Origin of the sequence: Seohaeicola zhoushanensis (genome assembly GCF_014656415.1) — a bacterium.
Classification (GTDB): Bacteria; Pseudomonadota; Alphaproteobacteria; order Rhodobacterales; family Rhodobacteraceae; genus Seohaeicola_A; species Seohaeicola_A zhoushanensis.
In genome coordinates this window covers 34797-53463 of the sequence record NZ_BNCJ01000001.1, presented here as the reverse complement: position 1 = coordinate 53463, position 18667 = coordinate 34797, and the positions used below count along the sequence as shown (strand labels likewise).

At 67.5% G+C, this 18667-nt stretch carries 20 protein-coding genes and 1 riboswitch; of the genes, 12 read left to right on the top strand and 8 right to left on the bottom strand.

Features of this window, described 5'->3' with window-relative positions; genetic code table 11:
• The first annotated feature begins 140 nt into the window (after positions 1-140).
• From dapF to IE266_RS00280, 4 genes are all read left to right on the top strand, one after another.
• Positions 141-974, top strand: coding sequence for a diaminopimelate epimerase (gene dapF, locus IE266_RS00295; protein WP_189678031.1), 834 nt, complete (start codon positions 141-143; stop codon positions 972-974).
• A complete protein-coding gene (gene mtaB / locus IE266_RS00290) occupies positions 971-2215 on the top strand; it encodes a tRNA (N(6)-L-threonylcarbamoyladenosine(37)-C(2))-methylthiotransferase MtaB (RefSeq protein WP_189678030.1) in 1245 nt (414 codons plus the stop codon). The genes dapF and mtaB overlap by 4 nt, the downstream gene beginning before the upstream one ends.
• Before the next feature lie 67 nt (positions 2216-2282).
• Positions 2283-2642: a putative quinol monooxygenase gene (locus IE266_RS00285; protein WP_189678029.1), complete on the top strand. Its 360-nt coding sequence runs from the start codon at positions 2283-2285 to the stop codon at positions 2640-2642.
• Between the two features lie 102 nt (positions 2643-2744).
• Positions 2745-3569 (top strand): transglutaminase-like domain-containing protein, encoded by an 825-nt coding sequence (locus IE266_RS00280; RefSeq protein WP_229863849.1) that lies wholly within the window; start codon positions 2745-2747, stop codon positions 3567-3569.
• Positions 3570-3634: 65 nt separating this feature from the next.
• Here IE266_RS00280 and IE266_RS00275 read toward each other — a convergent pair whose 3' ends face one another.
• The 5 genes from IE266_RS00275 to IE266_RS00255 form a co-directional block, all read right to left on the bottom strand.
• Complete coding sequence (locus IE266_RS00275) at positions 3635-4423, bottom strand: cytochrome c1 (protein ID WP_189678028.1); 789 nt, start codon at positions 4421-4423, stop codon at positions 3635-3637.
• A gap of 16 nt (positions 4424-4439) precedes the next feature.
• Positions 4440-5765, bottom strand: coding sequence for a cytochrome b (gene petB / locus IE266_RS00270; RefSeq protein WP_189678027.1), 1326 nt, complete (start codon positions 5763-5765; stop codon positions 4440-4442).
• A gap of 12 nt (positions 5766-5777) precedes the next feature.
• The gene (petA, locus tag IE266_RS00265; RefSeq protein ID WP_189678026.1) at positions 5778-6341 is read right to left on the bottom strand and encodes a ubiquinol-cytochrome c reductase iron-sulfur subunit; all 564 of its coding nucleotides are present in this window, start codon (positions 6339-6341) and stop codon (positions 5778-5780) included.
• 187 nt (positions 6342-6528) lie between these two features.
• The gene (locus tag IE266_RS00260; protein WP_189678025.1) at positions 6529-7143 is read right to left on the bottom strand and encodes a glutathione S-transferase; all 615 of its coding nucleotides are present in this window, start codon (positions 7141-7143) and stop codon (positions 6529-6531) included.
• 58 nt (positions 7144-7201) lie between these two features.
• A complete protein-coding gene (locus IE266_RS00255; protein WP_189678024.1) occupies positions 7202-7816 on the bottom strand; it encodes an FMN-binding negative transcriptional regulator in 615 nt (204 codons plus the stop codon).
• Between the two features lie 55 nt (positions 7817-7871).
• Positions 7872-8021: riboswitch (FMN riboswitch) on the top strand.
• Between the two features lie 73 nt (positions 8022-8094).
• Between IE266_RS00255 and IE266_RS00250 the strand changes: the two genes are divergently transcribed.
• Positions 8095-8529, top strand: coding sequence for a 6,7-dimethyl-8-ribityllumazine synthase (locus IE266_RS00250; RefSeq protein ID WP_189678023.1), 435 nt, complete (start codon positions 8095-8097; stop codon positions 8527-8529).
• Here IE266_RS00250 and IE266_RS00245 read toward each other — a convergent pair.
• A complete protein-coding gene (locus tag IE266_RS00245) occupies positions 8526-9098 on the bottom strand; it encodes a TlpA disulfide reductase family protein (RefSeq protein WP_189678022.1) in 573 nt (190 codons plus the stop codon). The two genes, IE266_RS00250 and IE266_RS00245, sit on opposite strands and share 4 nt — an antisense overlap.
• A 21-nt stretch (positions 9099-9119) precedes the next feature.
• On the opposite strand from IE266_RS00245, the gene argH reads away from it, so the two are divergent.
• The 6 genes from argH to IE266_RS00215 all read left to right on the top strand — a co-directional run bounded on the left by argH (position 9120) and on the right by IE266_RS00215 (position 16272).
• Positions 9120-10511: an argininosuccinate lyase gene (gene argH, locus IE266_RS00240; RefSeq protein WP_189678021.1), complete on the top strand. Its 1392-nt coding sequence runs from the start codon at positions 9120-9122 to the stop codon at positions 10509-10511.
• A complete protein-coding gene (locus IE266_RS00235; protein ID WP_189678020.1) occupies positions 10508-10675 on the top strand; it encodes a hypothetical protein in 168 nt (55 codons plus the stop codon). The genes argH and IE266_RS00235 overlap by 4 nt, the downstream gene beginning before the upstream one ends.
• Before the next feature lie 8 nt (positions 10676-10683).
• Positions 10684-10992, top strand: a complete 309-nt coding sequence (locus IE266_RS00230) for a DUF2834 domain-containing protein (RefSeq protein ID WP_189678741.1) — start codon at positions 10684-10686, stop codon at positions 10990-10992.
• 115 nt (positions 10993-11107) lie between these two features.
• A complete protein-coding gene (locus tag IE266_RS00225; protein WP_189678019.1) occupies positions 11108-12316 on the top strand; it encodes a sugar-transfer associated ATP-grasp domain-containing protein in 1209 nt (402 codons plus the stop codon).
• A 74-nt stretch (positions 12317-12390) separates the two neighbouring features.
• Positions 12391-13656 carry a diaminopimelate decarboxylase gene (lysA, locus tag IE266_RS00220; protein ID WP_189678018.1) on the top strand — a complete coding sequence of 422 codons (1266 nt, stop codon included), beginning with the start codon at positions 12391-12393 and terminating at the stop codon, positions 13654-13656.
• A gap of 33 nt (positions 13657-13689) precedes the next feature.
• The gene (locus IE266_RS00215) at positions 13690-16272 is read left to right on the top strand and encodes a TIGR02302 family protein (protein WP_189678017.1); all 2583 of its coding nucleotides are present in this window, start codon (positions 13690-13692) and stop codon (positions 16270-16272) included.
• A gap of 3 nt (positions 16273-16275) precedes the next feature.
• On the opposite strand, the gene IE266_RS00210 is transcribed toward IE266_RS00215, so the two are convergent.
• Positions 16276-17037 (bottom strand): 23S rRNA (adenine(2030)-N(6))-methyltransferase RlmJ, encoded by a 762-nt coding sequence (locus IE266_RS00210; protein ID WP_189678016.1) that lies wholly within the window; start codon positions 17035-17037, stop codon positions 16276-16278.
• Between the two features lie 90 nt (positions 17038-17127).
• Entirely contained in the window at positions 17128-17994 is an 867-nt protein-coding gene (locus tag IE266_RS00205) for a branched-chain amino acid aminotransferase (protein ID WP_189678015.1), read from the bottom strand.
• 157 nt (positions 17995-18151) lie between these two features.
• Here IE266_RS00205 and IE266_RS00200 point away from each other — a divergent pair, with 157 nt between their 5' ends.
• Positions 18152-18658 carry a MarR family winged helix-turn-helix transcriptional regulator gene (locus IE266_RS00200; RefSeq protein WP_189678014.1) on the top strand — a complete coding sequence of 169 codons (507 nt, stop codon included), beginning with the start codon at positions 18152-18154 and terminating at the stop codon, positions 18656-18658.
• The last annotated feature ends 9 nt before the right edge of the window (positions 18659-18667 follow it).

The following is an 18667-nucleotide window of genomic DNA, read 5'->3' as shown; positions in this document are numbered from 1 at the left end:
GCGGTGAAACCCGAAGCGATCAATCCCCTCGGGTCTTCGGCGGCGTTCCTAGAAGGGGTCGCAGTCGGGGTCAAGCCCAAAATTCCGCTTTTTTTTCGCGGCTCTGGATTCGTCCGCGCGGCGGGAGTATATGCGCGCCCATGAGCGATCTGGAACATGACGGCCTGCCCTTCATGAAGATGCATGGGCTGGGCAACGACTTTGTCGTTGTCGATGCCCGCGCGCGCGCTGTTTCGATCACGCCGGCGTTGGCGCAGGCGCTGGGTGACCGGCATCGCGGGGCAGGATTCGACCAGCTGGCGGTGATCACCCGCGGCAGCGGCGACGCCCATCTGACCTTCTACAATTCCGATGGTTCGACCTCGGCGGCCTGCGGCAATGCCACCCGCTGCATCGCCCGTTTCCTGATGGAGGAGACCGGCAAGACCGCCCTGACGCTCACCACCGACCGGGGCACCCTGGCGGCGGTCGATGCCGGCGGTGGGCTGACCTCGGTCAACATGGGTGCGCCGCAGCTCGACTGGGCCGAGATCCCGCTGGCCCATGCGATGGACACGCTCTCGCTGCCGATCGCGGGCAACCCGGTCGCCACCGGCATGGGCAACCCGCATTGCACCTTCTTCGTCGACGACGTGATGGCAGTGGACCTCGACCGTTTCGGTCCCGAGCACGAGCATCACCCGCTCTACCCGCAACGCACCAACGTGCAGGTGGCGCAGATCACCGGCCCCGACCGCATCCGGATGCGCGTGTGGGAGCGCGGGGCGGGGCTGACGCTGGCCTCGGGCTCCTCCTCCTGCGCCACCGCCGTGGCGGCGGCCCGGCGTGGCCTCACGGGCCGCCGGGTGACCATCGACCTCGACGGCGGCACGCTGCAGGTCGACTGGCGCGAGGATGGCGTCTGGATGACCGGCCCGACGGCGCATGTCTTCGACGCGCGGCTGACGCCGGCCTTCCTGGCCTCGCTCGCATGAACGCGCCCAAGTTCACCACGCTCGGCTGCCGGCTCAACGCCTACGAGACCGAGGCGATGAAGGAGCTCGCCCAGGGGGCGGGGCTCGAGAATGCCGTCATCGTCAACACCTGCGCCGTGACCGCCGAGGCGGTGCGCAAGGCGCGGCAGGAGATTCGCCGGCTGCGGCGCGAGAACCCCGATGCGCGGGTCATCGTAACCGGCTGCGCGGCGCAGATCGAACCCGAGACCTTCGCGGCCATGCCCGAGGTCGACGCGGTGATCGGCAACACCGAGAAGATGCAGGCCGGCACCTGGGCTGCGCTGAGCGGCGATTTCGGCACCGAGCGCGTGGTGGTCGACGACATCATGTCGGTGACCGAGACCGCAGGCCACCTGATCGACGGATTCGGGCGGCACCGCGCCTATGTGCAGGTCCAGAACGGCTGCGATCACCGCTGCACCTTCTGCATCATCCCCTTCGGGCGCGGCAACTCGCGCTCGGTTCCGGCGGGCGTGGTGGTCGAGCAGATCAAGCGGCTGGTCGACAAGGGCTTCAACGAGGTGGTGCTGACCGGTGTCGACCTGACCAGCTGGGGCGCCGACCTGCCGGGCGAACCGCCGCTGGGCGACCTGGTGCTGCGCATCCTCAAGCTGGTGCCCGACCTGCCGCGCCTGCGGATCTCGTCGATCGATTCGATCGAGGCGGACGACCGGCTGATGCAGGCCATCGCCACCGAGCCGCGGCTGATGCCGCACCTGCACCTCAGCCTGCAGCACGGCGACAACCTGATTCTCAAGCGGATGAAGCGGCGGCATTCCCGCGAAGACGCGATCGCCTTCTGCGAGGACGCCCGGCGGCTGCGGCCCGAGATGACCTTCGGCGCCGATATCATCGCCGGTTTCCCGACCGAGACCGAGGCGCATTTCGACAACTCGCTGAAGCTGGTCGAGGATTGCGACCTCAGCTTCCTGCACGTCTTCCCCTATTCCCGCCGTCCGGGCACGCCCGCGGCGCGGATGCCGCAGGTGGCGGGCCCGGCGATCAAGGACCGCGCCGCACGGCTGCGCACGGCGGGCGAGGCGGCTCTGGGCCGTCACCTGGCGGCCCAGATCGGCCGCAGCCACCGCATCCTGATGGAAAGCCCTCTGATGGGCCGCACCGAGCAGTTCACCGAGGTTCGCTTCGCCCAGCCGCGCGCCGAGGGCGCCATCGTCACCGCCACCATCACCGGCCGCGACGGCGAGGCCCTGACCGCCTGAGCGAATCGTTTGTTGCCCGGCGGGCTGAGGCGTTACGCTGGACGTCCAAGCCGGGGGAGGGCGGGCCATGAGCGCGATCATCGAATGGGTTCTCGAGATGAAGGTGCAGGAGGGGCAGGCGGAGAACGTCATGCCGCTGCTGGAAGAGATGGTGGCCGCCACCCAGGCCGATGAGCCGGGCGCGCTGGTCTACGAATACTACATGAGCGCCGACAAGAGCCGCTGCACGGTGATCGAACGCTATGCCGACAGCGCCGCCGCGATGGTGCACCTGGGCAATTTCGGCGCAAAGTTCGCCGGGCGCTTCCTCAAGGTCTTCGCGCCGGACCGGCTGTATGTCTACGGCCCCGCGGATGCAAAGCTGCGCGCCGCCGTGGCCGGCATGGGGGCGGTGCACTTCGACCGGGCGGCGGGCTTCCACCGCTGAGCTGACGGGCCGCACGCAGTCGGGGAACGCTTGCCGGGGATCATGCGTTGGCGGGGGTGTCCGGTGCCGCTCTGTGCCGGGCTCCCGCCCCAAGGAGACGCCATGACCGCCCAGACCGTGCAACCCGGACCCCAGTCGTCACCCGGCACCGACACCGCGCGGCGCGTCAGCGTCGAGGTGACGCTGGACTACGAGGTGCCCGAGGGCGCCGACATCATGCTGCGCATCGGTGCAGGGCGTCACCAAGGCCAGCGGGTGCTGCAGCACGGCTATACCTCGGAAACCGCCCTGGCGATCCGCGAAGCGCCCTCCAGCACCGTCTGGGCGCGCGCCCAGGGGCAGTTCCGCTGCACCTACCGGGCCGAGGTGGAGGTGGACCGCAGCGCCGCCGAGCTCGCCTCCCTGCCGGCCGTGCCGGTGCAGGAACTGCCGGACGAGGTCCTGCGCTACATGGTGGCCTCGCGCTATTGCCCCTCCGACGAGTTCGCCTCCTTCGTGACCTCCGAATTCGCAGAGACGACTGGCGGGGCGCGGGTGCAAGCCATCGCCGACTGGGTGGCCGAACATCTCACCTATGCCGCCGGCGTCAGCAACGCCCATACCACGGCGCTGGACACTTTCGTCGCGCGGCAGGGCGTCTGCCGCGATTTCGCGCATCTGGTCATCACCCTCGTGCGCGCCTCCTGCATCCCGGCGCGGATCGCCTCGGTCTATGGCGCCACCGTCACGCCGCCGGACTTCCACGCCGTGGCCGAGGTCTACCTCGACGGCAACTGGCACCTGGTCGATGCGACCGGCATGGCAGGGCCGGAAGGGCTGGTGAAGATCTGCGACGGCCGCGATGCCGCCGACATCGCCTTCATGACGATCTATGGCGGCGCGGTGAACCTGACCGAGCAGGTGGTCTCGGTGACCGCAGACAGCTGACGCCGGGCAAGAAAAAACCCCCGCGCGGGTGCGCGGGGGTTCCGGTCTGTCGGGATGATCCCGGATCAGGCGTGCTTCTTGCCCTTGTGCGGGGCCCAGAGCTTCTTGTTGGTCAGGTAGAGCAGCACGGTGAAGATGCCGAGGAACAGAACGCCCAGAAGGCCGGCCTGCTTGCGCTCCATCATCTTCGGTTCCGCGCTCCACATCAGGAAGGCAGCGACGTCCTGCGCGATGTGGTGTGCGTCGTTGCTGTGCCCGTCGGCATATTCGACCAGCCCGTCCGAAACCGGCGGGGCCATACCGATCCAGCCGCCGGGGAAGGCGGTGTTCTCGTACAGCGTCACGCCGGCCTCTTCCTTCGTCTCGCCGGTATAGCCGGTCAGGATCGAGGCGATGTATTCCGGTCCGCCCATGCCCTTGACCAGCTGGTTGATCCCCGAGCCATAGGGCCCGTGGAAGCCTGCGCGGGCCTTGGCCATCAGGCTGAGGTCCGGTGCGCCGGCGCCGGTGTTGGCCGGGAAGTGGTCGGTCGGCTTGCCCGGGCGGGTGTCGTCCAACTCGGGGTCGTAGACATCGAAGTTGGCGGCATAGGCGCGCACCTGATCCTCGGGGAGGCCCAGGCCGCTTTCGTCGGCCAGGGTGCGGATCGGCACGAACTTGAGCCCGTGGCAGGCCGAGCAGACCTCGGTGAAGACCTGCAGGCCGCGTTGCAGCTGGTTGCGGTCATAGGTGCCGAAGGGGCCTTCGAAGGAGAAGGCGAAGTCCTCGACATGGCCTGTGCCTCCCGCCGCCTGGGCGGAAAGCGGAGCCAGGCTCAGGGCGAGGATGCTGCCGAGTGCGAGTTTCTTGAACATCTGTCCCGTCCTTTTCTTATTCGGCAGGCGTGGCGTCGGACTTGCCATAGTGGGCGGCAAAGTCCTCTTCGATGGTCGCCGGGGTCGGCTCGGGCTTCTCGATCACGCCGAGGATCGGCAGGATGACCAGGAAGTAGGCGAACCAGTAGGCCGAGGCGATCAGCGAGAAGCTGGCATAGGGCTCTTCCGCGGGCATGGAACCCAGCCACATCAGCGCAAAGAAGTCGATCACCAGCAGGTAGAACCACCAGCGGAACATCGGGCGGTAACGGCCCGAGCGAACGCTCGAGGTGTCAAGCCAGGGCACCAGGGCCATGGCCAGGATGGCGCCGAACATCGCAAGCACGCCGAAGAACTTGGCGTCGATGATGCCGCCGGTCAGGAAGGACGCGGCCTGCACGACCCAGACCTCGCCGGTGAAGGCGCGCAGGATGGCGTAGAACGGCAGGAAGTACCATTCCGGCACGATGTGCGCGGGCGTCGCCAGCGGGTTGGCCTCGATATAGTTGTCGGGGTGGCCGAGGTAGTTCGGCATGAAGCCGACAACCGCGAAGAAGATCACCAAGACCAGCGCCAGGGCGAAGAGATCCTTGATCACGAAGTAGGGCCAGAAGGGCAGGGTGTCCTTGTTGGCCTCGGCCTTGGAACCACGGCGAACCTCAACACCCGTGGGGTTGTTGTTGCCGGTGGTGTGGAAGGCCCAGATATGCACGATCACCAGGCCCGCGATGACGAAGGGCAGCAGGTAGTGCAGCGAGAAGAAGCGGTTCAGCGTGGCGTTGTCCACAGCCGGGCCGCCCAGGATCCAGGTCTGGATGTCCGGTCCGACGAAGGGAACCGCGCCGAGGATGCCGGTGATAACCGTGGCACCCCAGAAGGACATCTGGCCCCAGGGCAGCACGTAGCCCATGAAGGCGGTGGCCATCATCAGCAGGTAGATCACGATGCCGACGATCCAGGTTATCTCGCGGGGCGCCTTGTAGGAGCCGTAGAACAGGCCGCGGAAGATGTGGATGTAGACGGCGAGGAAGAACAGCGAAGCGCCGTTTGCGTGCAGGTAGCGCAGCATGTAGCCGCCGTTCACGTCGCGCATGATATGCTCGACCGAGGCGAAGGCCAGGCTGACATGCGGCGTGTAGTGCATGGCCAGCACGATGCCGGTCACGATCTGCAGCGCAAGGCAGAAGGCGAGGACGATGCCCCAGATCCACCACCAGTTCAGGTTGCGGGGGGTCGGGATCATCAGGGTGTCATAGAGCAGACCGATCACGGGCAGACGGCTGTCCACCCACTTCTCGATGCCCGATTTCGGTTCGTAATGATCGTGCGGAATACCGGCCATTCTTGCGTTCCCTTATCCCAGCTGGATCGTGTTGTCGTCGATGAACTTGACCACCGGCACCGGCAGGTTGCGCGGTGCGGGGCCTTTGCGGATGCGGCCCGCGGTGTCGTAGTGCGAGCCGTGGCAGGGGCAGAACCAGCCGCCGAAGTCACCCGATGCGTTGCCGAGCGGCACGCAGCCGAGGTGGGTGCAGACACCCATCATGACCAGCCATTCTTCCTTGCCGGGCATTGCGCGGTTCTCGTCGGTCGCCGGGGTGCCGGCACCGAGGTTGGCGTTTTCGGCGTTCTGGTCGGGCAGCGTGGCCAGGTCCACTTCGCGGGCTGCGGCGATCTCTTCCTCGGTCCGGCGGCGGATGAACACCGGCTTGCCGAGGAACTTGACCGTCAGCTGGGTGCCGACTTCGACACCGCTCACATCGACGAGGATCGACGACAGCGCCTGCACGTCGGCCGACGGGTTCATCTGGTTGACCAGCGGCCAGACGGCGGCTCCGGCCGCGACGGCACCTGCACCGGCAGTCGCGAAGTAGAGAAAGTCTCTCCGGGTGCCTTCGTGATCTTCTGCGTGGGACACGAGATTTGCTCCAATTCCAAGGCCCGGCACGGGGCTGACATCCTTAGGGGCCGCATAAGAAATGCGGCGTCACGGTTCGGCTAATTAACGGTGTGTGTTACATTCGTCCAGCGGTCAAAGGCGCACAGGTGGTCGCACAGGACGGGCTTTGTTGCAAAATTCCCGCCAATGTGCGCCATGCCCCGGTTCATCGCGGGTCTGCGGGCCGCGTTGCGGCCAGACTCGGGCGCGATTCGATCCTTGCATACCACTCGGCAAGCGCGGGGTTGTCCTTGCGCCAATCGCGCGCGGCGTGGCGGAAATCGAGATAGCCCAATGCGCAGGCGACGGCGATCTGTCCGGCGTCGAAGGGTCCGGCAAGATGGCTCATCCACATGCGGTCCAGCGCGGCGCAGGCTCTGGCCGCCTTGCCCCATTGCCCCTCCATCCAGTCCGGCACGCGTTTGTCCTCGGGGCGGAAGCGGGCCTCGTAGGTCAGCGAGAGCGCGGCGTCGAGAATGCCGTCGCCCAGGGCCTCCAGCGTGCGGATCTCCCAGTGCCGCGCGCCGCTGCCGTACAGCCCCGCATTGGCGCGGGCGTCGAGAAAGGCGCAGATCACCCGGCTGTCGAACAGCGTCGGCCCGTCGTCGCGCTCCAGCGCCGGGATCTTGCCCAGCGGGTTCTTCCCGATCAGCTCGGCCGAGGGGGCGATGGGCGTCGTCGCGGTCGGCACGAGCTCGACATCGTCAAGCTGGCCGGTCTCGTGCAGCACCACCATCACCTTGCGGACATAGGGCGAGGCGGGGCTGTGGCTGAGTTTCATCGGATAGGGCTCCAGGTCCGGGAATTTCCGTCACCCTAGAAGGCGCCCCGCCTCCTGTCTACGCGTCGCGCATCATCTGCGCCAGCAGCGCGACCTCGGCCCCGAAACCCGCCGCGCCGGCGCCATCGGCGGCGCCAAGGCGCGCGGTCTCGGGCTTGTTCTGCGAGAACTTCCAGGTGCCGTCGACCCCGGTGATGCTCAGCTTGCAGGGCACGATCATCCGCAGCAGCTTGTCCACCGCCTCGGGGTCGACCTTGTCCATGGTCCAGGGCGTCTTCGGCAGCAGCCGCTCCTCGTAGGCCGCCGACTGACGGTCGAGCAAGTCGCGCATCCCCTCCTGCGGTTGCAGGGTCAACTTGCCCTTCAGATGCACGGCGACATAATTCCAGGTCGGCACCTGGTTCTCCATGCCGTACCAGTCGGGCGAGATATAGCTGTCGGGCCCGCTGATCGCCAGGATCGCGTTCAGCGGCGCCTTCAGCGCTCGCGCGATCGGGTTGGAACGGACCAGATGCAGCTCGGCCGTGGTCCCGTCGTCGGACAGCAGAAAAGGCACATGGCTCACCAGCGGCCCCTCGGGCGTCGCCACGCTCAGCGTGCCGAAGGCGCGCGCGCGGGCATAGGCGAGATTCTTGGCGGCATCGGCCGTGTGATAGATCGGGTTCGGATGCATGGCGGTCTCCCTTGCGGGAACTCTTGCCTTCCCATGCGCGCCTTGGCAATCTCCGCCTCGTTCTCAGGGCAGGGTGCAATTCCCCACCGGCGGTATGCGGGGAAACCCCGCGAGCCCGCGAGCGCCCTGGCCGCGAGGCCGGGGGTCAGCAGATCCGGTGAGAGGCCGGGGCCGACGGTTACAGTCCGGATGAAAGAGGACGAGCATGTGTCACCGCAGCCGCGGTGCGCCTGCCCGTGATCGCCTTGGGTGACGTGTCGAACCTATAGGAGTTGATCATGACACACACCCGTTTCGCCTTTGTCAAGGCCGGCTGGCACGCCGATATCGTCGACCGCGCGCTCGACGGCTTCCTTGAACTGATCCCGCAAGCCCAGGTTGACGTCTACGACGTGCCCGGCGCCTTCGAACTGCCGCTGATGGCCAAGCAGCTTGCCCAGACCGGCCGCTATGGCGCAGTCACCTGCGCCGCCTTCGTGGTCGACGGCGGCATCTACCGCCACGATTTCGTTGCCCAGGCGGTGGTCGACGGTCTGATGCGCGCGGGGCTGGATACCGGCGTTCCGGTGCTCTCGGTCTCGCTGACACCGCATCACTTCCAGGAGACCGAGCATCACACCGCCATCTTCCGCGCCCATTTCGTCGAGAAGGGACGCGAGGCCGCGCGGGCGGCGCTGGCGGTCTGCCGGACCCGCGCGGCGCTGGCGGCCTAGTTCGCGGCGGGGACGGCCATCATCCCCGAAATGATCGCGCGGGCATTGTCCGAGGCCCAGTCGGCATCGCCGATAAGCCGCGCGATCTCGCGGCCGTCCCGGTCGATCAGGACCGAGACCGGCAGGCCCATCACGCCCATCTCGCGGGCGACGGCCTGTTTCGGATCCTGGTGCCGGGGCAGGTCGGTCACGCCGATCTCGTCGAAGAACTTGACGATGCCTTCGGGCGAATTGCGCCCGGTCGCCAGCGTCACCACCTGGAAGTCGTCGCCGCCCAGCTCGGTCTGCAACTGCTGCAGCGCCGGCATCTCCTTGCGGCAGGGGGCGCACCAGGTGGCCCAGAAGTTCAGCAGCACCACCTTGCCCCGGTAATCGGCCAGGCTGCCGGTCCCCGCGCCATCGGCCAGCTGGAAGGCGGCCTCCGAGGTGGGCCGCGGTTCGACGTGGAAGGCCAGTTTCTTCATGTCCCCCTCGCGCATGGCCTCCAGACTCGCGATATCCGCCGCCGAGGCGGCGTTTGCAGTGAGCATCAGGGCCATATAAAGGATCAGGGAACGAACGGGACGCATGATATCTCCAAGGGCTGCAACATGACCGACAAGACCGCCAACCAGATGTGGGGAGGCCGCTTCGCCGCCGGACCCGATGCGATCATGGAGGCAATTAATGCCTCGATCGGATTCGACAAGCGTCTGGCGGCACAAGACATCGCCGGTTCGCGCGCCCATGCGGCGATGCTGGCCGCGCAGGGCATCATCAGCGATAGCGATGCCGAGGCGATCCGGGAAGGCCTGCTCACGGTCTTGTCAGAGATCGAGGGCGGCAGCTTCCAATTCTCGACCGCGCTGGAAGACATCCACATGAACGTCGAGGCGCGGCTGAAGGAAATCATCGGCGCACCGGCCGGGCGGCTGCACACCGCGCGTTCGCGCAACGACCAGGTCGCCACCGACTTCCGCCTCTGGGTGCGCGACCAGTTCGACGCCGCCGAGGGCGGTCTGCTGGCGCTGATCCGCGCGCTGATGTCGCAGGCCGAGGCCGGCGCCGACTGGGTGATGCCGGGCTTTACCCACCTGCAGACCGCGCAGCCCGTGACCTGGGGCCACCACATGATGGCCTACGTCGAGATGTTCGGCCGCGACCTCTCCCGCGTCCGCGACGCCCGCGCCCGGATGAACGAATCCCCGCTGGGCGCCGCCGCGCTGGCCGGCACCTCCTTCCCGATCGACCGGCACATGACCGCCAAGGCGCTGGGCTTTGACGCCCCCTGCGCCAACTCGCTGGATGCCGTCAGCGACCGCGACTTCGCGCTGGAATTCCTCTCGGTCGCCTCGATCTCTGCCATGCACCTCTCGCGGCTGGCCGAGGAACTGGTGATCTGGTCCTCGGCCCAGTTCCGTTTCGTGGCGCTCTCCGACCGCTTCTCGACCGGCTCCTCGATCATGCCGCAGAAGAAGAACCCCGACGCGGCCGAGCTGATCCGCGCCAAGGTGGGGCGCATCTTCGGCGCCAATACTGCGCTGATGATGGTGATGAAGGGCCTTGCACTGACCTATTCCAAGGACATGCAGGAGGACAAGGAACAGGTCTTCGACGCCGCCGACAACTGGATGCTCGCGCTGGCCGCGATGACCGGCATGGTCACCGACATGACGGCGCGGCGCGACAACCTTGCCGCGGCGGCGGGCAGCGGCTTTTCCACTGCGACCGACCTGGCCGACTGGCTGGTCCGCGTGCTCAACCTGCCGTTCCGCGACGCGCATCACGTCACCGGCAGCCTTGTCGCCGTGGCCGAGAAGAAGGGCTGCGACCTGCCCGACCTCAGCCTGGCCGAGATGCAGGCGGTGCATGCCGATATCACCGAGGATGTCTTTGCTGTCCTGGGCGTTGAAAATTCGGTAAACTCGCGCATGTCCTATGGCGGGACCGCACCGGCCCAGGTGCGCGCCCAGATCGACAGGTGGAAAGCGAGGCTCGGATGAAACGGGTAGTTGTCCTGCTGATGCTGCTGGCCGGCTGCGGTGCCGATGGCGAGCCGGTGCCGCCGACGATGAACGCCAATGTCGGGGTCGGCAGCTCGGGCACGCATGTCGGCGGCGCGCTTGGCTGGAACCTCGGCAAGGTCGGCCTGACGGTCGGCTTCTGAGCGTGGCGCTGCGGCTGCTCTACCTCGCGCTGGCTGTCTGGGGCGCGGTCATGCCGATGGGCTATTTCCTGGAATGGTTCGCCGCCAACGGCCTTGACCTGATGGGGATGGTCGACGCCTGGCACGCCAACCCGGCCACCAGCGGGCTGGTCTGGGACCTGACCATCGCCGCAATCGCGCTCACCCTCTTCGTGATCGCGGACTGCCGGGCGCGGCGGGCCTGGCTGGGCCTGATCGCCATTCCGGCCACCTGGGGCATCGGGGTCAGCTGCGGACTGCCCCTCTACCTCTTCCTGCGCAGCTTCAGGCGGGGCTAAAGCCGCCTTTCCCCGTGGATTTGCAGGGCAACGGAAACGATCCGGCCCAATTCCCGCCATTTTTGCCCGTTAACCTTTATTAACGCTTCGACACGAACCGGCGAGGGAACAGGGCATGACCACCGCGACGATTGACGCAGTTTCCGCAAAAAACACGGCTTTGCTTGAAGGGCCGGGCAAGGCCTCCGCGCCGGAAAGTTCCGAGATCGTGAAGGTCGCGCGCGAGTATGGCGTCAGCCCGCTGAAGCAGCTGCGCGAGATGATCGCGCTCAATCTCTCGCCCGCGCGCCTGGAGTTCCCGGAGTACTTCTCCAACCGCCTGTTCGACCCCGATATGACAATGGCGCAGAAGCGCGAGTATGTCGGGAAGGCATCCAACTGGCGGCTGAACCAGACACTCTCGCCGCATGGCCTCGTGCGCAGCAACCGGGTGGTCAAGAACAAGCTGCTCTACTCCTCACTCTTGAACAGCCTCGGCCTTCGCAGCACCCGCACCCAGGCGCTGGTCGCGAATTTCCCGCGGGGCGGAGCGATCCCGACCTTCTCGAACGCGGCCGACCTGAAGGCCTTCCTGCTGAACGATGCACGCTACCCGTTGTTCGGGAAACCCAACGGTGGTTCGCTGAGCGCGGGCTCGGCCTGCATTGTCGGCGTTGACGGCGTGGCCGGCACGGCCAAGCTGGCCGACGGCCGGCAGGTTTCGCTCGACGCGCTCTGCACCGAGATGGCCGGCGACCACCGCGGCGGTTTCCTGCTGCAGGACGCGCTGGTGCAGCATCCCGACATGGCGGCCATCATAGGCAAGGCGATCGGTAGCCTGCGCATCGTCACAGTGACCGAGGGCGATATCGCCTATCCGCTCTACTCGGTCTGGAAGATACCCTCGCCGACCGCGATGTCGGACAACTTCTGGCAGGACGGCAGCATGATCGGGGCCATCGATCTCGAAACCGGCAAGGTCACGCGCGCCCGGACCGGCAGCGGCCTGAAGGGGCGCGACATCGAAACCCACCCGGTCAGCGGCAAACACCTGCTCGGGTTCCAGATTCCCCATTTCAGGGAGGCCCTTGCGCTGGCCTGCCGGGCCCATGACGTGTTCCCGGAGTTCGGGGTGCTGGGGTTCGACATGGCGATCACCGCCGACGGGCCCGCGGTGGTGGAGTGCAACGACAACCCGTTCCACATGCTCTACCAGATCGCGAACCAGCGCGGTGTGCGCAATGCAGACTTCAACCCGGTGTTCGCGCGGGTCGCGGCCCGTGCGAAGTGGGAGTTCACGGAATACAGGAAGTCCGTGAAGCGCAGGTACAAGACCATATTCTGATCCGCCGGCCCGTGCCCCGCGCGGCCCGAGGAATCCAATTGATCTGCGCCTCGGTTTGCGTCTAAACGCGCGGAATGGATCACTTTCTCTATCGCGACGGCGCGCTTTACGCCGAGGACGTGCCCGTCGCGGAGATAGCCGCGGCGGTTGGCACCCCGTTCTACGTCTATTCCACCGCGACGCTGCTGCGTCACTACCGCCTGTTCGACGAGGCGCTCGACGGGGTTCCGCACCTCGTCTGCTACGCGATGAAGGCCGCCGGCAACCTCGCCATCCTCAAGACCCTGGCCGAGGCCGGCGCCGGGATGGACGTGGTCAGCCAGGGCGAATACCTGCGCGCCCGCGCCGCCGGCGTGCCGGGCGAGAAGATCGTCTTCTCGGGCGTCGGCAAGACCGCCGAGGAGATGCGCACCGCGCTGACCGGCGGCATCCGCCAGTTCAACGTCGAATCCGAACCCGAGATGGAGCTGCTGAACGCCGTCGCCCTCTCGCTGGGCACGGTCGCGCCGATCACCATCCGGGTGAACCCCGACGTCGACGCCAAGACCCACGCCAAGATCGCCACCGGCAAGTCCGAGAACAAGTTCGGCATCCCGATTTCCCGCGCCCGCGCCGTCTATGCCCATGCCGCGCGGCTGCCGGGCCTGAAGGTGGTTGGCATCGACGTCCACATCGGCAGCCAGCTCACCGACCTCGCCCCCTTCGAACAGGCCTATGCCAAGGTCGCCGAACTCACCGAGGCGCTGCGCGCCGATGGCCACGGCATCGACCGGCTCGACCTCGGCGGCGGGCTGGGCATCCCCTACACCCGGTCGAACGTCGCGCCGCCGCTGCCGACCGATTACGGCGCGATGATCAAGCGCACGCTGGGCCACCTCGGCTGCGAGATCGAGATCGAGCCGGGCCGGCTGATCGCCGGCAACGCCGGTCTGCTGGTCTCCTCGGTGATCTTCGTGAAATCGGGCGAGGGCCGCGATTTCCTGATTCTCGACGCCGCGATGAACGACCTCATCCGCCCGGCGATGTATGACGCCCACCACGACATCATCCCCGTGGTCGAACCCGCGCCGGGCACCGAGCAGCGGCCCTACGACGTGGTCGGCCCGGTCTGCGAGACCGGCGACACCTTCGCCCGCGGCCGCGACCTGCCGCCGGTCAAGTCGGGCGACCTCGTCGCCTTCCGCAGCGCCGGCGCCTATGGCGCGGCGATGGCGAGCGAATACAACGCCCGCCCGCTGGTGCCTGAAGTGCTGGTGAAGGGCGATCAATTCGCGGTTATCCGCCGACGGCCCACCTTTGACGAAATGATAAATCGGGATAGTCTACCCTCGTGGCTCTAGCGCGCTGACGCGCCGCGCCGCCAGGAGACCCGTATGGCCCCAGGACACGGCCCCGATCCCGCGCTGCGCTCGCTGCGCCTGCCACTGGCGCTGACCCGCGCCGGGATGCTGGCCGAGCATGTGCTGCGCGCCTTCTGGCCCCTGTTCTCCGTTCTGATGCTGGCGCTGGCCGTGCTGATGCTGGGCCTGCACGACATGGTCTCGGTCGAGGTGGTCTGGGGCGGCGCGGTTCTGGCGGCGCTCGGGCTGCTCGTCTCGCTGGTCTGGGGTATCCGAACCTTCCACTGGCCCACCCGTGCCCAGGCGCTGGCGCGGCTGGACGAGACCCTGCCGGGTCGTCCGATCCAGGCGCTGATGGACCGCCAAGCCATCGGCGCGACCGACGCGGCTTCGGCCGCCGTCTGGCAGGCGCACCAGGCGCGCATGGCGGCCCGCGCCGCCAGCGCCCGGCCGGTGCGCCCCGATCTGCGCATCTCGCGCGCCGACCCCTTCGCGCTGCGCTACGTGGCAACGCTGGCGCTGGCCGTCGCGCTGATCTTCGGTTCTGTCTGGCGGGTCGGCTCGGTGGCCGAGATGACGCCGGGCGGCGCCCAGGCCGCCAGCGGCCCGACATGGGAGGGCTGGATCGAACCGCCGCGCTACACCGGCAAGCCGACGATCTACCTGGCCGACATTCCGGGCGACCGGCTCGACATTCCGCAGGGCAGCCGCATCACCCTGCGCTTCTACGGCGAGGTCGGCGCGCTGACCCTTGCCGAGACGGTCTCGGGCCGCATCGGCGCGCTGCCGCCGGCCTCGGAGGTGGCGCAGGAATTCGATGTGGTGCAGAACGGCGAGATCCGGATCGACGGTCCCGGCGGCAAGAGCTGGGAGGTCGCCGTGGTGCCCGACGCCGCGCCGCAGGTCAGCGTCACCGGCGCGCCGCAGGCCGAGGCGATGGGCACCATGACGCTGCCCTTTACCGCCAGCGACGATTACGGCGTGGTGGCAGGCTCGGCGACAATCGCGATTGACCTCTCCGAGGTCGACCGCCGCTATGGCCTGACAACCGAGCCGGACCAGCGCGAGCCGATCACCGTGCAGCTGCCGATGCCCATTGCCGGCGACCGCTCCGCATTCACCGAGAAACTGATCGAGGATTTTTCCGAACATCCCTGGGCCAACCTGCCGGTGACATTCACTCTCGACGTGCAGGACGCCGCCGGCCAGACCGGCCAGGGCGAGGTCTTCAAGGCCACCCTGCCGGGCCGTCGCTTCTTCGACCCGCTCGCCGCCTCGGTCATCGAACAGCGCCGCGACCTGCTCTGGGCGCGCGGCAACGCGCATCGCGTGTCGCAGCTGCTCAAGGCGGTCTCCTACAAGCCCGAGGGCGTGTTCCGCTCGGAAACCGCCTACCTGCGGATGCGGGTGATCCTGCGCCGCCTCGATGCGCTGTCGCGGGGCGGGCTCAAGGCCGAGCACCAGGAGGAACTGGGCAAGGCGCTCTGGGACCTGGCGGTGCTGCTCGAGGACGGCGACCTCTCGGACGCGCTCGAACGGCTGCGCCGGGCACAGGAACGGCTGACCGAGGCGATGAAGAACGGCGCCTCGGACCAGGAAATCGCCGAGCTGATGCAGGAACTGCGCCGCGCGACCGACGATTACATCCGCCAGCTCTCGCGGCAGGCGCAGAGCGATCCGCAGAACGGCGCGGACCAGCCCAATTCGGGCCAGAACCAGAACTCGATGCAGATGAGCCAGAACGATCTGCAGAAGATGATGGACCGCATCCAGGAGCTGATGGAACAGGGCCGCATGGCCGAGGCGCAGCAGGCGCTGGAAGAGCTCCAGCAGCTGATGGAGAACATGCGCGTGACGCAGGGCCAGGGCGGCGGTCAGTCGCAGGGCCAGCAGGCCATGGAGGGCCTGGCCGACACGCTGCGCAACCAGCAGGGCCTGTCCGACGAGGCCTTCCGCGACCTGCAGGAACAGTTCAACCCCGGCGCCAACAGCGGCGAGAGCCAGGGCAACCAGGGCCGCAACGGCGGCCAGGGCCGCGGCCGCAGCCACGAGGGGCAGGGCGGCCAGGGCGAGGCGCAGAACGATGGCGAAGGCCAGCCGGGCGGCGGCCAGGGCCAGGATCTCAAGGGCTCGCTCGCCGACCGCCAGCAGGCGCTGCGGCAGGAACTGAACCGCCAGCAGGGCAACCTGCCGGGGCAGGGCACGCCCGAGGGCGATGCCGCGCGCGATGCGCTGGGCCGCGCCGGCCGGGCGATGGACGATGCCGAGCAATCGCTGCGCCAGGACGACCTGGCCGGGGCCATCGACAACCAGTCCGAGGCGATGGAAGCCCTGCGCGAAGGGATGCGCGCGCTGGGCGAGGCTCTGGCGCAGGACCAGCAGCAACAGCCGGGGCAGGGCAACGCCGAGGGCGAACAGCGCGCCCGCAACCGCGACCCGCTGGGGCGCAATGCCGGGTCCAACGGCTCCATCGGCACCGAAGAGAACCTGCTGCAGGGCGAAGACGTCTACCGCCGCGCCCGCGAGCTGCTGGACGAAATCCGCCGCCGCAGCGGCGACACCTCGCGTCCGCAGATCGAACTCGACTATCTCAAGCGGCTGCTCGACCGGTTCTGAGCCTCAGCGCGGCAGGCGGTCCAGCGCGGCGGCAGCCGTCTCAAGCCCCCAGGGCGGGTTGATGACCACCATGCCGCTGCCGATCATCCCATGCCCCTCGCGCGCCGGAGGGAAGCGCAGCTGGTGGTGGAAAACCTCTCCCAAGGCGCCGATTTCCCTTATCAGAGCCTGTTCCGCCCCCGAGGCCAGGATCGGATACCAGAGCATCAGCACCCCCACCGGCCATTTCCGGTGCAGCTGGGCCATCAGCCGCGGCATCGCCGCGAACTCGTCCTTGATCTCATAGCTCGGGTCGATCAGCAGCAGCCCCCGGCGCGGCGTTGGCGGGCAGAGCGACAGCGCCATCTGCACCCCGTCGGTCTCGCGCACGTCGGTGCCGGGAAAGGCCGCGCGCAGGGCGCGGGCCTCGGCCGGGTGACGCTCGGCCAGCACCATGCGGTCGCCGGGCCGCAACAGGGCCTGCGCGATGAATGGAGAGCCGGGATAGGCGTTCGGCCCGCCCTTGGTGCGGGCGGCCTGCAACGCCTTGATATAGGGGTGGCCGGGGTCGAAATGCGGCTCCGCACGGGCAATCCCCGCCGCCGCCTCGCCGGTCTTCAGCGCCTCGGCCGAGGTCAGGTCATAGAGGCCCCGGCCCGAATGCGTCTCGATGTAGACCATCGGCTTGGGCTTCCGGCCCATGTAGTCGAGCGCCGCGGCCAGCAGCGCGTGCTTGTGAACATCGGCCATGTTCCCGGCGTGATAAGCGTGCTGGTAGGAAAGCATGGGCGACGGTCCGAAAGGCGGAAGGCGGGGTAGAACCCCGCCCTACGCAATTGATGTAGGGCGGGGTTTACCCCGCCGCGCCGCCCCGGTCTAGGCGCGCACCAGCTTCTCGTAGCTTTCCGCGATATCCCGCGTCAGCGCGCCGACCTCGAAGTTGTAGTCGCCGATCTGCCCGACCGGAGTCACCTCGGCGGCGGTGCCGGTCAGCCAGCACTGCTCGAAGCCTTCCAGCTCTTCGGGCATGATATGGCGCTCATGCACCTTGATCTGCTTGTCCTGCAGCATCCCGATCACCGTCTGCCGGGTCAGGCCGTTCAGGAAGCAGTCGGCCTTGGGCGTATGCACTTCGCCATCCTTGACGAAGAAGATGTTCGCGCCGGTCGCCTCGGCGACATAGCCGCGGTAATCCATGAACAGCGCGTCCGAGCAGCCCTTGGCCTCGGCGGCGTGCTTGGACATGGTGCAGATCATGTAGAGACCCGCCGCCTTGGCGTGCACCGGGATCGTCTCGGGCGAGGGGCGCTTCCACTTGGAGATGTCGAGCTTGGCGCCCTTGAACTTGGCGTCGCCATAGTAGTTGCCCCATTCCCAGCCGGTGATCGCCAGCCGCACCGGGTTGCGGCGGGCCGAGACGCCCATGTCCTCGCCGGCGCCGCGCCAGGCAACCGCGCGCACATAGGCGTCGGTCCAGCCGTTGGCGGCGAGCATGTCGTATTTCGCCTTCTCGATCTCTTCGACCGTATAGGGGATCTCGAAGTCAAGCATCTGGGCCGAGGCCTTCAGGCGCTTGGAGTGCTCCACGCCCTTGAAGATCTTGCCGTTGTAGCAGCGTTCGCCCTCGAAGACCGAGCTCGCGTAATGCAGCGCATGGGTCAGGATGTGCACATTCGCGTCGCGCCAGTCGATCAGCTTGCCATCCATCCAGATCTTGCCGTCGCGGTCGTCGTAGGTCGTCATTGCAGCTCTCCAAACATGCGCATCGTTTTGCATTTGTTGCGCGGATATATCCGGGCTGGACATAATATTGCGCCCAAATCTGTGGCTGCGTAACGCTTGACCCTTGGAATGTCAACAAGGCTGACATATGCTCGGGCAAATTGGCCCGGGAGATCCCATGTCCGAAACGCGCGCCCCGCAGGGCTTCGGCGAGAGCCTCCTCTACCTGACCGACGAGCAGCTGCGTCAGGGGATCGAGGCGATGTTCTTCGCCTATCGCGGCTTCACCGCCGATCCAGACCGCATTCTCGACGATCTCGCCTATGGCCGCGCCCATCACCGGGCGGTCCATTTCATTAACCGCGCGCCGGGCACCACGGTGAACAACCTGCTGGCGATCCTCGGAGTGACCAAGCAGAGCCTGAACCGGGTGCTGCGCTCGTTGATCGAGGACGGGCTGGTCGAAAGCCGCGTCGGCACCGCCGACAAGCGCGAACGCCACCTCTACCTGACCGAGCGGGGCAAGGCGCTGGAGACCCGTTTGTCGGACGCCCAGCGGGCCCGGATGCGCGCGGCCTTCCGCGAGGCGGGGCCCGAGGCGGTCTCCGGTTTCCGTCAGGTTCTCGAGGCGATGATGGACCCGGACATGCGCCGCGCCTATACAAGGCTTCGAGACAACGGTTGACCTGCGGGG